Here is a 14392-nt window from a genome sequence, read left to right on the forward strand (position 1 = left end):
AACTGTTTAACTGTTGTGATGAGCGGATTATACGACCTGCGGCACTTGGTTGGAATGATCGGGCGTGCGATTAATCCAGCGTAAGCCGAGCATCGCAATGACCGACATCGCCAGCATTAAAATACCTAAAGGCATTTGGTTATGAGCTGGAAATAGCGATGCAAGTAAGGTAGCAATACCAGCGCCTAAATTTTGCATACCACCCAGCGAAGCTCCAGCGGTACCAGCATGGTTTGGGAATGGAGCAATTGCGCCTGTTGTGGCTGCGGGAAATAATATGCCAGCCCCCAGGAAGTAAATGGTTGCACCACCGATGAGAGTCAATGCGGTTGTTAGGCCAAATAGCCCCGGAATTAATACCATTGCAGAGCCGATAAAAATCGATACCAGACCGACATTAAGGGCTCGGCGCATTGAGCGACGCTGCGCTATATAGCTGGATAATCCTGCGCCGACTAAGTATCCCGGAATTGGAATAATAAACAGCAGACTTACAGTGGTGGCTGGTAAGCCTAACACACCACCTAACAGTACGCCCGCAGCTGCCTCAAATACCCCGACGCCTGCGAAAGTCGCCACAAGGCAAATTAAATATCCTTGGAAGCGTTTGTCGGATAAAACGTATTTATAGCTTTTGGTAACAGACTCATATTTTCTTTTTTCTGTCGGTAGTGTTTCCACCATGCTCGTCATCATCGTAATAACAACGGCAATACCGAATAGTGCAAGGAACAGGTAGCTAGAGCGCCAGCCTAAGGCTTCTGTCAAGAAACCACCTAACAACGGAGCCATCAATGGTGAGAACAGTATACACATGCTGATCAAGCTGTTTGCACGATGTAATTCTGCCCCATCAAAGCAATCGCGAGTTAATGTGCGAGCCATCGCCCCACCACAGCCGATCCCTAAGCCCTGAATAAAGCTGCCCACCAAGAACCACTCAAACTGGTGCGCAAACAGAGCCACCAAAGTACCTACAATGTATATGAGCAGGCCAGAGATGATAATAGGTTTACGACCCAGACGATCTGACAGTGGGCCATATACGAATTGCGATAAGCCATAAGGAATCAGGTAGCATGCCATGACAGCTTGAAGTGAAGAAGCAGAAACCAAAAAATCACTCGCCATATGACCAATTGAAGGCACGTACATTGTTTGGGTCATTTGACCTACGGCTGTCAATATTGCGATTAGAAAGGTAAGTTTCGCTAATGAAAACGAAGCCGACATTTGCGTAAATCTCCAAAAATTTAAGGTGCACAAAGCCTTAGCGCTCAATGTAGAGTGCTAACATACTTGTTGTATATAGGGGTTTATGAGGCGAGATATTAGTGTGCGAGTGTATGATTGGCAATCTAAAACTGTGACGTAAAGCAAGATTAAATTCTATGATTTGGATTAGAAAAACTAATCCATTTTATAGGGGGGAATAGGAAGAATAAAAAAGGGAGCCTGAGCTCCCTTTACAAGGTAGTGATTACTCGCGCCCAGAGGCGTAGGCGTAGAGCAATTCAAGAGCGATGGTAGCACCTGCTAGCGCAGTGACATCACTTTGGTCATAAGGTGGAGAAACCTCAACCACGTCCATGCCGACGATATTCATACCTGCCAATCCGCGAATGATCTTAAGTACTTTGTCGGTGTTAAGACCGCCACAAACTGGGGTACCCGTGCCCGGTGCGAACGCTGGATCAAGACAGTCAATGTCAAACGTAACGTATACTGGTTTATCTGCCACGGTGCGGCGGATTTCATCCAGAATCTCGTTTACAGACATGTCATTAGCCTGCATAGCATTAATCACGTTAAAGCCATGATCTTGCTTTTTGTATTCAGTACGAATACCAATTTGCACTGAGTTTTTCGCTGAGATCAAACCTTCTTTAGGCGCATGATAGAACATTGTACCGTGGTCGTATGAACTACCATTCGCGTAAGTGTCTGTATGAGCATCGAAGTGAATCAGAGCCATTTGACCATAGTGTTTCGCGTATGCACGAAGGATAGGTAAGGTGATAAAGTGATCACCACCTAAACCGAGCATCATTTTCTCGCTTTTTAGGATCTCACTTGTCGCCGCTTCCAAACGGTAAGTAAAATCTTCCGCATCTCCGCAATCGAAAACCAAATCGCCGGCGTCGATGACTTTCAACTTATCAAATACGTTGAAGTCCCAAGGGAATTTCTTACCTTCCCAAGCCAAGTTTACAGAGGCACGACGGATTGCGTCAGGCCCCATACGTGCGCCTGAGCGACCAGACGTTGCCATGTCAAGAGGAACGCCCAGTACTACGACGTCTGCCTCTGCTGTTACCGGATTTCTGATATACGGCAGACGCAGAAACGACATTGAGTTGGAGTAAAGCGAATAATCAGTTTTAGTAAACAAATCATTCATGTTAGAAGTCCTCTAAATAGGTGTATCCCACTAAACCTTGTTCCAGTTCAGCAAGGATTTGTGTTTGTTCACTGGCTTCAACACGCTCTGAAACCAGTTGTTTGTAATTCTCACGAATAGCATCAACGTCAATGTGAACGTAACGCATCATGTCTTCTACGCTATCACCTTCGTTGATGTAGCTGATTTCAAACTCACCATTTTCTTCCACATTGACGACTACGCTATGGGTGTCGCCAAATAAATTGTGCATGTCACCAAGAATTTCTTGATATGCACCAACTAAGAAGAAACCAAGTAGGTATGGCTTGTCTTTGCTCCATGCAGGAACAGGTAGCGTACTTTCTATACCTTGACCATCAACGTAAAGATCAATTGCACCATCTGAGTCACAAGTGATGTCCAACATCACTGCACGACGTTCTTCGGCATCTCCCAGACCAGAAAGAGGCAGAACAGGGAACACCTGATCAATCCCCCACGCATCTGGCAAAGATTGGAAGAGTGAGAAGTTCACAAAGAATTTGTCCGCAAGGCGTTCGCTTAACTCATCCAGAATTGGACGGTGGAAGCGGTTCTTCGTGCTCATCTTACGACTTAATTCGAAGTAGATGCGCAATGAAAGTTGTTCTGCCCATGCACGCTGCTCAAGGTTAATTACGCCAGCCGCAAAGTTTGAGTGCGCTTCTGCCAAATCGCTTTGGGTATCGTTGTAAATCTCAATCAGTGCTCGTGCATCGGTACCGTTTTGCAAGTTTTCCCAATTTCGCCACATGTTTTGTAGCAGCAGGGGTGCTTCTTCAGCCGGTTCGAATACTTCTTCAGGTTGATATGCTTCTGTACCAATTACATTAGATACCAACACGGCGTGGTGAGCTGTTAAAGAACGACCAGACTCAGAAATAATGACTGGCATTGGCTGTTCATATTGTTGGCACACGTCGCCTACGGTGTTCACGATATTTCGCGCGTATTCCGCCAGGCCATAGTTCATTGAGTTTGAAGATTGACTACGAGTCCCGTCATAATCCACGGCTAAACCGCCACCCACATCGAAATATTCGATGTTTGCGCCCATTGCACGTAACTCACAATAGAAACGTGCCGACTCATTTACGCCGTTACGCACGTCGCGGATGTTCGCCATTTGTGAGCCAAGGTGGAAGTGCACTAATTGTAACGCTTCTAGGTTGCCGTTGCTCTTAAGGCGATTAATCACGCTCAATACTTGTGATGCAGATAGACCAAATTTAGATTTATCACCACCACTTGACTGCCATTTGCCTGCGCCTTGGGATGCAAGGCGGATACGTAAGCCTAGGCGAGGTTTTACCCCAAGGCTTTTGGCTTCTTCAAGTACCAGATCAAGCTCAGATAGCTTTTCTAGTACGATGAAAACTTTATGACCCAGTTTTTCGCCAATCAGGGCAAGACGCACATACTCGCGGTCTTTATAGCCATTACATACGATCACGGAGCTAGCTTGCTGAGCCAGAGCCAGTACCGCCAACAGTTCTGGTTTACTACCTGCTTCAAGACCCAGTTGCTTAGTTTCAAGCTCTGCTTGGCTGGCGAGTATTTCATCAACCACTTCACGTTGCTGGTTTACCTTAATCGGGTACACCAACAAGTATTTGTTTGGATACTGATAATCGTCAATAGCTTGGTTGAAAGCGTCACAAAGCCCATGCACACGTTGATGCACGATCTGTGGGAAGCGAACGAGTACAGGCAAGTTCAGCTGTTTCGCTTCTAGCTCATTGACAATGGCACTGAAAGGGATTTGATGTGCACGATCACTACGAGGAGATACGTATACCTCGCCTTGGTCATCAATACCGTAGAAGCCTTGGCTCCAGTAGTGAACGTTGTAGTCCGCGCGAATGCGGTCTAGTTTAGTTGCTTTTTCCAACTCAATTCTCACAAAAATGTACTTAAACCTTTAATTAATTAGAAGGAAAAGTACCAAAAAGCAATTCATGAGGCATTAATACCAATCACAGTGAATAAGTGATCAGAAATAGCGCAGGAAAAATGCTTGAGAACAAGGCACAATTTTTTGATAAGTAGTTACTCTACAGTCAAAAATTGTAACGCAGTTGTCGAACATTTTAACCAGCTAGAATGACCAATTATTTGCTACGATTGGTATCACCTCATACCCTGACACGAACTCCGTGTGCGCGCATTAACGGACAAAAGTTGCCTAGAGTCTAATGATTAAAATCTATCTTTTCGATTATGCTTTGTTGTCGAACTGCGGTGTAAAAAATTTTACCCAAATGTCTTAAAAACTCAGTATTCAGGACGCTGTGAGTGGTGTTAGCTCAGGGATAATCATGCCGAAAAGGGCGGATTATTTTCGAAATAATTGACACTCAAATCGAATTGATGACCCGTTCACGAAGGCAGAACTTTTAGGGCTCCTAAACTTCAATTAACGGTTTCAATCAAACACTATTAGAATATCAAATCAAGTTACAAATATTTAACAATCATTCTATTCTGCTGTTATAGTCGATCTGACCTGCAAAGATGCGGTCACTCCAACATAAGGATATGTTTTGCAACTTCACAGAATTCAGGGATATATACAAACGATGTATCTCGCTGAGTATAACGATAAGCTCATGTTGCTTGATGGTGCGAGTCGGGCTGATATTCCTCATCTTAAGGACTTTATTGAGCATCAGCTCCAGCGGTCATTTACCGATCTGAAGTTGGTGGTGGTAACGCACATGCATCCTGATCATGCAGGAGCGGCGCATAAACTCAGAACTATCACGGGATGCAAAGTGCTAGCGGCCAGACGTGATGTTCAATGGTATGGTGGTGTCGATGGTTGGTTGATGCATTTAACCGATCTGGTACTGGCACGATGGATGGCAAACCGCATGCGCAAACCAAAACGTAATCTGTGGTACTCACGTAAATTACGGCCAGACATTGAGCTGGTGGATGGTGAAAGTATTCCCGGGTTTGAAGATTGGAAAGTACTGGAAACGTTAGGTCATACCGACAGAGATTTATCGGTGTATCACTCTGAGCAAAGTGTGCTGTATGTCGCTGATCTGATAGTAAAGGTGAAAAAACATCTCATTGCACCGTTTCCTATATTTCATCCGAATCAATACCGCCGTTCCGTCAAACGGGTTTTTGAACTGCAGCCGAAATGCCTGTTGCTAGCGCATGGAGGGGAAGTGATACTGGATGAAAAAGCTTATCAGCACATTCTTGATACGGCACCAACTAAGCCGCATACACATTGGCGAGTGACCAAAATAAAAGCGAAGGGAATATTTAAAACGCTATTGAGGAAAAAGCAGAAAACAGGCGAGTGACAAAAAATGGAAGTCACTCGTCTGAAATTGTGGGATTTATGGGGCCAATAAGTGAGATTGGCTTGGATCTACCAAGACTTTATCTTTCATCGCCTGACGACCTAGCAACATCATGTAAGTCATACTCTCACGATTTGTTAACGTAATATCGATTGGCCATTGCTTATCACCTAAGCGTAGCATCGTTGTGATTACACAGCGATGTTCGAACGTACCATTCGATGATTTTACTTTACGGTTCGCTTTTAGCCGTGCAGTACAACGAACCACTTGTTCCAAGTGATAAACATCAGGGTGTAGATCAAACTCTACATATGAGCGTCCATCTTTCTCAAAACACTCGAGATTATCTACATGTATAGAAGACGTTTGTGCGCCTGTATCAATGCGCGCTTCAAGGTGAGCTATCCCTAACTCTGGCAAGCAAATAGCTTCGGCATTCCCAATGATCATTTTCTGATTCATAGTGTCATCCTAGCGACGAGTAGCACAGAGAGACACATTGCTCCCTGGTGCTTGTTTGGACAGAGTAATTAACCTCTACCTCGAGTACGGTTCGAATTTGGTTTTGCGTTCTTCTCAATAAAGTCGAAGATCATACCTGCAATGTTTTTATGTGTTGCAAGTTCGATACCTTCAAGGCCTGGAGATGAGTTAACTTCCATCACAACAGGACCGTTTTTAGATTGAAGAATATCCACACCACATAGGTTTAACCCCATCACTTTTGCTGCATTGATTGCGGTTGCGCGTTCTTCTTTGCTCAATCTTACTAGTTGTGCCGAGCCACCACGGTGAAGGTTAGAGCGGAACTCGCCTTCTTTCGCCTGACGTTTCATTGCTGCGATGACTTTGTTGCCCACAACAAAGCATCGAATATCGGCACCTTTCGCTTCTTCAATGAACTCTTGAACCATGATGTTCGCTTTTAAGCCCATGAACGCTTCAATTACACTTTCTGCCGCTTTGTTTGTTTCAGCAAGTACAACACCAATACCTTGTGTGCCTTCTAAAAGCTTGATCACCAAAGGAGCACCGCCGACGTTCTTGATTACGTCCTGGATATTGTCAGGATGGTGTGCAAAGCCAGTACGAGGCAAGCCAATACCTTTACGTGATAAAAGCTGCAATGAACGCAACTTGTCACGAGAACGGCTGATCGCTACAGATTCGTTGACACAAAATGTACCCATCATTTCAAACTGGCGCACAACGGCGGTACCGTAGAAAGTGATTGATGCACCGATACGTGGAATAACCGCGTCGTACTGTGGCAATTCTTTCCCCATGTAACGGATCTTGGGGTTGTTACTCGTAATATCCATGTAGCAGTGCAGAGTGTCGATAACATCGATTTGATGTCCACGCTCTTCACCAGCTTGCTTTAGGCGCATGGTTGAATATAAATTCTCATTACGAGAGAGAATAGCAATACGCATGGCTGTTCCTTTGTAAGTCAGTACCAAAATAAAATATAAGTATAGAGTATAGAATGTAGCAGGTTGATGTTATTGATATGACATAAGCTACATACTTCAACGAGTTAGAATTGTGGTTGGACAACCACGTCGTCAAGGGTGTGCACCTTAGGTTTTTTCGCCATCAGATTAAAACGAAAAAAACTCATCGTAACGATAAAATTTATTTATCGAACTATGACTCTTTACAAAGTGTGACCGTTAAATAATTAAAGAACATCAATCAGAGAAAATGCACTTAATTTGAGCTTACTCGTAAAGATATCCAGTGGAATCTGCACCAATTGAAGAATGAGTATAAGCGACGATGAATAACGGTAAGTCGGAGATAAAATAAAACCCCGCCTGGATCTCCAGACGGGGCTTATTCTCTTTCGCAGCAATCCAGCTACTAATAGGTGCTCCCTGCATCTATCCTTGATTGTGGTTAAGTCCTTTAACCGAGTTCCCTGTTCATCGCCTTCCTAGCGGTGTCCATTCTTGCCTATCGTCCTGACGGGCGAACTCTATCCTAGAGTCTTAACTACATCCTTGCTGACAACTCATCCTAAGCCATCAAATCTTCATCCTGAAGATACCTAATCCATTAGGCTTTTTCCTGTTCCTGCCAACATCCTGTCGACACACTCAGTATTGATGTTTTGCGGATCTGACTCAATTAGCTATTTGAATTTTTTTTTGAAATCGATTGCAGTGTTTATTTGATTATCATTTAAATACAACATGTTATGTTATTTTAAGGCTTTGGTCTCAGAGTTGAATTGTCTATAGGCTTACATGCTGTGTGAGAGATCTCGCACAAAGAGGCGGGCTTATATCCTAACTTTGCTCGTTTTAATGAAGTTTTCAGGTTTGCTCCAGATCACAATTCAGCCTATATAACAATGTGTTTGGTATTTATAGTTACGCTTGGAGCCTCGTTGAGCGACTAACTGAAAAAGTGATTAAAGTAGGACAACTGAATATTCATGAGGTGATGTGATTATCAAGGACTAGACTTTTGTGTCGATGATGTGGTAATTGATTAATAACCACCTCGTGAAGTCTTGTTAAGATCTAAGTTTTATTAAGATTTGGTGACAGATAGAAAACGGAACTTGTTTGCCATTTTTTTGTCATATCAGGTGAGTAATTTGATCGTGTGAGAAGAAAAATCACGTTCAATTTAGTAAGTGGCTAACAGCTGCAACGCAACAATATTTTTCATTATATTGTGAAATTTGTCACGGTTAAGTGCCTTATTCCCATATAAATTCAAGGGATTAACGCACCTTAGACATTAAGCTCATGAAGAGCGTTATTTATATAAATGAGGGAGATTGCTATGAAAAAAATGAGAAGAGCTCAGTTACATCGTGTTCGTATTCAATATTGGAAAGACACAAAAGAAGCGACAGCTAAAAGAGCATAGTTAAGTACATTCGACGTCATTGGGCTGGCAGAGGGAAATAGAATTCCTTTCAATTGCCAGTTCCATAATAACCTACCGTAAATTTTTCCTATCTATACGCCATAAAAAAGCCAGTCCGAAGACTAGCTTTAAATGTTTGCGCTCAATTCAGTTTTACTATGTCTTTACAGGTAATTTGCGTCGACTAATTCGCCCGTTTGAGCACGCTTTACTTCTGAGCGAGCTTCTAACCAAGCTAAAACTTGTACTTTTTGCTCTTCAGTAGCGTTACCGTAACGTTCAGTCGCGCATAGGAAGCCTTCAAACAGCTCAAGGCCACCACCACCAAAGCACAGACCTAAACCATCAATGTAGTCGACAAAGTCATCAACGAATGCATCATAGCGGTCGAAGTCGTTGATGTCTGTTTCGCAGCTAATTTCGAAACCTAGGATAGCGAACTCTCCCAGAAACAGTTTCTTACGGATACGACGGCTTTTGTTATCGATTTTATCTAATTTCATAACTATCTCTCGCAGATGATCTTATTACGCACGCTTTATACCTTTAATGAGGTTATATCCCAAGTAAAATTCTAATAAATTGGCGTATTTGTAGGTTTCCTGACCAAACAGTGCTTAGTGCTTTTTTCATTCATATTAGGTTAAACCGGCTGTTTATTGATTTAGCTGGGTAATAATTAAGAAATATAACCTTCATGTTTCTTAATTATTTCTGTCATGTTTTTTCTCCAAACTTCCTCACGCTCAACTACTTATAGAATTCCAATTTAAAATCAAATCTGACATCGGGAAAGTGAAACCATGAGTAAGGAAACCTTCGACGCAACGCGTTATAACCGCAGCAATAACAAACCATTTGAAGAAGTACTAGAAGCGAGTTTATCTCGCCGCAGTATTCTCAAAGGCGGCCTGGGCATCAGTGCTATGACTGCGTTTGGTGCTTTTGGATTGGCTGGGTGTAACTCGTCTAGCTCAGGTAATTCGGTCAGCAGCGCGTCTGGTGTATCAAAAGCAGTGCTGAATTTTGAATCGATCCCTGGTTCGTTAACTGATGCTGTCTCTATTCCATCAGGTTACACTGCTCAAGTGTTGGTTCCTTGGGGTACTCCGTTAAATGCACAAGGCAACGCTTGGGAAAGTGACGGCTCAAACACCAGTACAGACCAGCTTAATGCTCTGGGTATGCACCATGACGGCATGCACTTCTTCCCTCTGAATGACAACACAACAGATGGCCTGCTATGTATCAACCATGAATACATTGATGAAAATGCTCTGCATCCAAATGGTCCAACAGTTGAAAATAATGTTCGCACTATCGTTGACGAAGTGCGTAAAGAGATCAACGCGCACGGCGTATCTGTTGTTCGCATCCAGCTAGAAGACAACGTGTGGAAACTGGTTGATACCGATCCATTAAACCGTCGTTACACTGGTGCGACAGTGATGGATTTATCTGGCCCGCTTGCACATACAGAACTAGCGGTGACACGTTTCTCGCCGGACGGCAGTCAGGCACGCGGTACACTGAATAACTGTGGTAATGGCTATACTCCTTGGGGCACTTACTTAACGTGCGAAGAAAACTGGCCGGGTTATTTTGTGAATGCAGGCGAGCGTACAGAAGATCAAGATCGTATTGGTATTGAATCTGCAAGCACTCGCTACCTATGGGAAACACTGGCAGGTGATTCACAAGAGCGTTTAGATGAATTTGCTCGATTTAACTTAGCTCCAACAGGCGCTAGCTCAGCTGATGATTACCGTAACGAAGCGAATGGCCACGGCTACATTGTTGAAATTGACCCATACACGCAAAACTCGCGTGCTAAAAAGCGTACGGCGCTAGGTCGTTTCCGTCATGAAGGATGTACATTCGCTAATCTAGAAGAAGGTAAGCCAGTTGTATTTTACTCTGGTCACGATTCTCGCTTTGAATATCTTTACAAGTTTGAATCAGCAGCGGCTTGGGAACCAGCTGATGCAAACCCTGCTAATCGCCTTGCTACGGGTGATAAGTACATGGATGAAGGCACACTTTATGTTGCTCTTTTCAATGAAGACAGCACTGGTACGTGGCTACCATTAACGCTAGATAGCACGACTACCTCTGGTGGTACATTGGCAGATCATTTTGATTCTCTTGCTGAAATTATTTTGAACACTGCAGGTGCAGCTGACCTTGTTGGTGCGACGCCAATGGATCGCCCTGAATGGTGTACAGTCGATCCATTTACGGGTTCTGTTTATTTGACACTAACCAACAACACTCGACGTGATGAAGCAAACGCAGCAAACCCACGTTTAAATAATAAGTTTGGTCACGTGATCCGTTGGGATGAAGGTGAATCAGCCACAGAATTTACTTGGGACATCTTTGTGTTTGGTTCACCAGCAAATGGTGATGCGGACACAAACCGTTCAAGCCTAACGGAATTGAACCAGTTTGCGAGCCCAGACGGCTTGTCATTCGATGGTCGTGGTATCCTTTGGATTCAAACTGATAACGGTGCGGATGAAGTAACTTCATACACTAATGACCAAATGCTGGCGGTTGTACCATCAAAACTGACTGATGAAAATGGCGATCAAGTGACAATTGGGGCAGATAACCAAGCAGAGCTTAAACGTTTCTTTGTTGGTCCAAACGGTTGTGAAGTAACTGGCTTTACTATCAGCCCGGACTACAAGTCCCTGTTTGTAAATATCCAGCACCCAGGTAACTGGCCTTATAGCGATGATGCAGCAGAAGAAACCCCTGCAGGTATAACGGTTCGTCCTCGTGCTTCGACGGTAGTGATTCGCCGTGAAGACGGTGGTGAAATTGCTGTGTAATCTCAGTCGATTATCAAAGTAGAAAACAAGCCCTGCAGATTGCAGGGCTTTTTGTAATTAGTTGATATGTATTAAGAAAAAGAAGACTTGTTTGTAAACGAGGTATATTGAGATCAGGGCACGATAATTGGCTTGCGGCAATGTTATCGTCCAAAAGCACATTAGCAGGGAATTTAATCGTCTGTTGCTTTGTACTTTAATAAACTCAAGGGGCAGGATATGCGTCTCGAAGCTGCTCGTGAAGATTGCCTGATACGGAGTTATCTTGGCTAAAAAGTGTTACTTGGTTACGTCCAGTATGTTTCGAGTGGTATAGCGCTATATCTGCTTGAGTCAAGGCAGTTTCCAACGATGCTCCTTTTTCTAACTCACTGATCCCAAGACTCATTGTAAGAGTGGCGTCAAATAATTGAAGCGAACTTTCGTTCTCGACGGAAGTTCTAATATTCTCTGCAAAACTTTTGGCGTGGCCTACTTTCTCTAAAAGAATCATCATAAACTCATCACCACCCACTCGTACAGCACACGCCGATTCAGGCAAGTGCTCTTTAATTATCTTGGCGACCTTCTCCATAACCTGATCTCCCGCGGTATGCCCGTAGTGGTCATTAATCGCTTTAAATCGGTCTATATCGGCCATAATAATACTGACGGGGTTGCCTTGCTTAATGGCGTTGCAAATCAGTCTCGGAATGATCTCTTCCAAAGCTCGACGATTATAGAGTCCTGTCAACGCATCTCTTTGGGACAGATTGTTAATAGACAAGACCAAACGAGCGTTAATCAGCCATAACATGCTAAAGCTCAAGGCAACGATAAGACAGATACCAAACAAAAATGCCAGTTGATGAACTAATCCTGCATGCATAAAACTGGTTGTTTCAGGTGCAGCCATCGTCCAAATTGTTCTTCCCACCATAAAAGCGCTGTAGCAGGCGAAAGAAAACGCCATGATATTTACTGGTAGGTTTAGATCCTCATTTTTACCTCGCAACATCGCTATTGCAGAACACAAAGTGACGACAGAGAGATAAGTTCCGTGGCAGATAATACGAGTTTTTATGGAAGGTTCGTACACGCTGTAGTAATACAAGAGGCCGCTGACAAGGGGAATGAAGCACGCCATGATGTGGGCGAGTTTTAAGGGAAAGCCTCTGAAAATACTGACGCTATATAACGAAAGTAAGAAGCCGACTAAAATAAACGTATTTGAAACTACGATTGTGAGCCAATCAGGACCGATACCTCGTAATCCAAGAAAGAACGGTCCTAAGCCAAGAAACAAAAGAGAAATTGAGAAGGTATTTAAACCTTTTATTTTACTCTGAGAGTATTGGTAGCAAAGGAGACAGACAGAGTAGATACAAGAAAATAAAATAATAATAAAGTTAAGCGTTCTTATATCTAAATATTGATCGTCCATACGTGCACCGCAGTGAGCTAAAGTACAGGCAATTCCTTTGCCTTGTACAATAAATAAACGCTTATATATTAACGTAATAATAAATAGTTGTCTTATTTTAAACCGCTATTCTTTTACCAACTTCAAGCTTTCTACTTGTTCAGCTTTGTTAGAGAAGACTAGCCCCAGAATGGCCATGGTTACACTAGGAACAATCCAGCTTGCGAACTCACTGTAAAGTGGCATGTTACTGCTCATCCATTGATCAACAAGCTCCGGCATGTTTCCTAAAATATGCAGCGCATCGAGACAACCAAATATCAGCGCAGTGAATGTGGTAACAACGATCATGGTTTGAGACATTTTATTACGTACGGGGGCCATCAGCATTAATGCAATCGCAACAGGATGAAGTGCGACTACTGCAGGTAATGTGATAGCTAATAACTGCTCAAGTCCTACGTTGGCGACTAAACCGGCCAATACCATTGTGGTAGCAACACAACCTTTGTAATTTACTTTGCTAAAGGTGTTGTCGTAGAACTCGCTTCCCGCCGTGGTTACACCAATCGCTGTGGTTAGACATGCCAGTACCATTACAGCACCCAACAAAAGCGATCCAAATGCACCAAAGTGATTGAAGGTAAATGCTGTCAGGATGTCACCACCGTTAGTGAAGTCAGAACCTAGGTAAGTGCTTGTCGAGCCAATATACGCCAACGAAATGTAAACAAACGCCATCGCCACTGCATACATCAAAGCCGCAATTAAGGTGTATTTTGCCGTTGCCTTCGGGCAATCCACGCCCATACTGCGAATCGCGCGGAAGATGATCCAGCCAAATCCGATCGATCCTAACGCGTCCATCGTCATGTATCCCTGAATTAAACCTTCTGCAAAAGCACCACCTACGTATGCTCCACTTGCTTGAGTTATTTCACCTGCAGGATATAGCAGGGCTGTCACTGACATGATTACTAAAATCGCCATCAAAGCGGGAGTCAGTATTTTCCCCAAGTTATCAATCAACTTGCCAGGGTAAAGCGCAAACAAAATGGTGATAGCGCAGAACACAAGGGTAAAGGGGATCAAAGCCGCATCGCCAAAGATGGGAGCGAAGCTGAATTGGTAAGCCACCGTAATCGCACGTGGAATCACGAATGCAGGACCGATGACGATAAAGACCATTACCCAAAAGCTCGTTGCAAGTGGCTTTGGCAGGGCGGTGGTTAATTTGTCTGAGCCATTTACAATTGCGACTATCACTAACGCCATTGCTGGTAATCCAACCCCTGTTAAGAGGAAGCCTGACATTCCGCTCAGAAAGTTTTCACCTGCCTGGTAACCCAAAAATGGAGGGAAGATAAGATTACCTGCGCCCAAATACATGGCGAAAGTCATGAAGCCTAAAGCAGCGATATTGCGTGCGCTTAACATTGTTATTCCTCTTATGTTTCGCTTGGAAGAAACTGAAAGGAATGGGGAAGTATTGATTGACCCGTCAGCTTCTTCTCAAGCTGAC

Annotated in this window: 10 protein-coding genes; 2 read left to right on the plus strand and 8 right to left on the minus strand. The window is 43.6% G+C overall.

Translation table 11 applies throughout. From position 1 onward, the window contains the following. Positions 1 to 27: 27 nt before the first annotated feature. The 3 genes from emrD to speA all read right to left on the minus strand — a co-directional run bounded on the left by emrD (position 28) and on the right by speA (position 4313). Positions 28 to 1233: a multidrug efflux MFS transporter EmrD gene (gene emrD / locus WJM94_RS21415; RefSeq protein ID WP_444496198.1), complete on the minus strand. Its 1206-nt coding sequence runs from the start codon at positions 1231 to 1233 to the stop codon at positions 28 to 30. 247 nt (positions 1234 to 1480) lie between these two features. Continuing rightward, entirely contained in the window at positions 1481 to 2401 is a 921-nt protein-coding gene (gene speB, locus WJM94_RS21420) for an agmatinase (RefSeq protein WP_444496199.1), read from the minus strand. A 1-nt stretch (position 2402) separates the two neighbouring features. After that, a complete protein-coding gene (gene speA / locus WJM94_RS21425; RefSeq protein WP_444496200.1) occupies positions 2403 to 4313 on the minus strand; it encodes an arginine decarboxylase in 1911 nt (636 codons plus the stop codon). A gap of 688 nt (positions 4314 to 5001) precedes the next feature. Between speA and WJM94_RS21430 the strand changes: the two genes are divergently transcribed. Further along, positions 5002 to 5742 carry an MBL fold metallo-hydrolase gene (locus WJM94_RS21430; RefSeq protein ID WP_444496239.1) on the plus strand — a complete coding sequence of 247 codons (741 nt, stop codon included), beginning with the start codon at positions 5002 to 5004 and terminating at the stop codon, positions 5740 to 5742. 36 nt (positions 5743 to 5778) lie between these two features. On the opposite strand, the gene WJM94_RS21435 is transcribed toward WJM94_RS21430, so the two are convergent. From WJM94_RS21435 to WJM94_RS21445, 3 genes are all read right to left on the minus strand, one after another. Continuing rightward, entirely contained in the window at positions 5779 to 6207 is a 429-nt protein-coding gene (locus WJM94_RS21435; protein ID WP_444496201.1) for an ATP-dependent zinc protease family protein, read from the minus strand. Positions 6208 to 6275: 68 nt separating this feature from the next. Then, positions 6276 to 7181, minus strand: coding sequence for a 30S ribosomal protein S6--L-glutamate ligase (gene rimK, locus WJM94_RS21440; RefSeq protein WP_444496202.1), 906 nt, complete (start codon positions 7179 to 7181; stop codon positions 6276 to 6278). A gap of 1614 nt (positions 7182 to 8795) precedes the next feature. Then, a complete protein-coding gene (locus tag WJM94_RS21445; RefSeq protein ID WP_444496203.1) occupies positions 8796 to 9134 on the minus strand; it encodes a 50S ribosome-binding protein YggL in 339 nt (112 codons plus the stop codon). A gap of 300 nt (positions 9135 to 9434) precedes the next feature. On the opposite strand from WJM94_RS21445, the gene WJM94_RS21450 reads away from it, so the two are divergent. Beyond that, positions 9435 to 11468, plus strand: a complete 2034-nt coding sequence (locus WJM94_RS21450; RefSeq protein WP_444496204.1) for a PhoX family protein — start codon at positions 9435 to 9437, stop codon at positions 11466 to 11468. A gap of 205 nt (positions 11469 to 11673) precedes the next feature. On the opposite strand, the gene WJM94_RS21455 is transcribed toward WJM94_RS21450, so the two are convergent. Together WJM94_RS21455 and brnQ are read right to left on the minus strand one after the other, a co-directional pair. Then, positions 11674 to 12891: a GGDEF domain-containing protein gene (locus WJM94_RS21455; protein WP_444496205.1), complete on the minus strand. Its 1218-nt coding sequence runs from the start codon at positions 12889 to 12891 to the stop codon at positions 11674 to 11676. A gap of 105 nt (positions 12892 to 12996) precedes the next feature. Further along, positions 12997 to 14307: a branched-chain amino acid transport system II carrier protein gene (gene brnQ, locus WJM94_RS21460; RefSeq protein ID WP_444496206.1), complete on the minus strand. Its 1311-nt coding sequence runs from the start codon at positions 14305 to 14307 to the stop codon at positions 12997 to 12999. Positions 14308 to 14392 lie beyond the last annotated feature (85 nt).

Origin of the sequence: Vibrio sp. YIC-376 (assembly GCF_052353105.1) — a bacterium.
GTDB lineage: Bacteria > Pseudomonadota > Gammaproteobacteria > Enterobacterales > Vibrionaceae > Vibrio.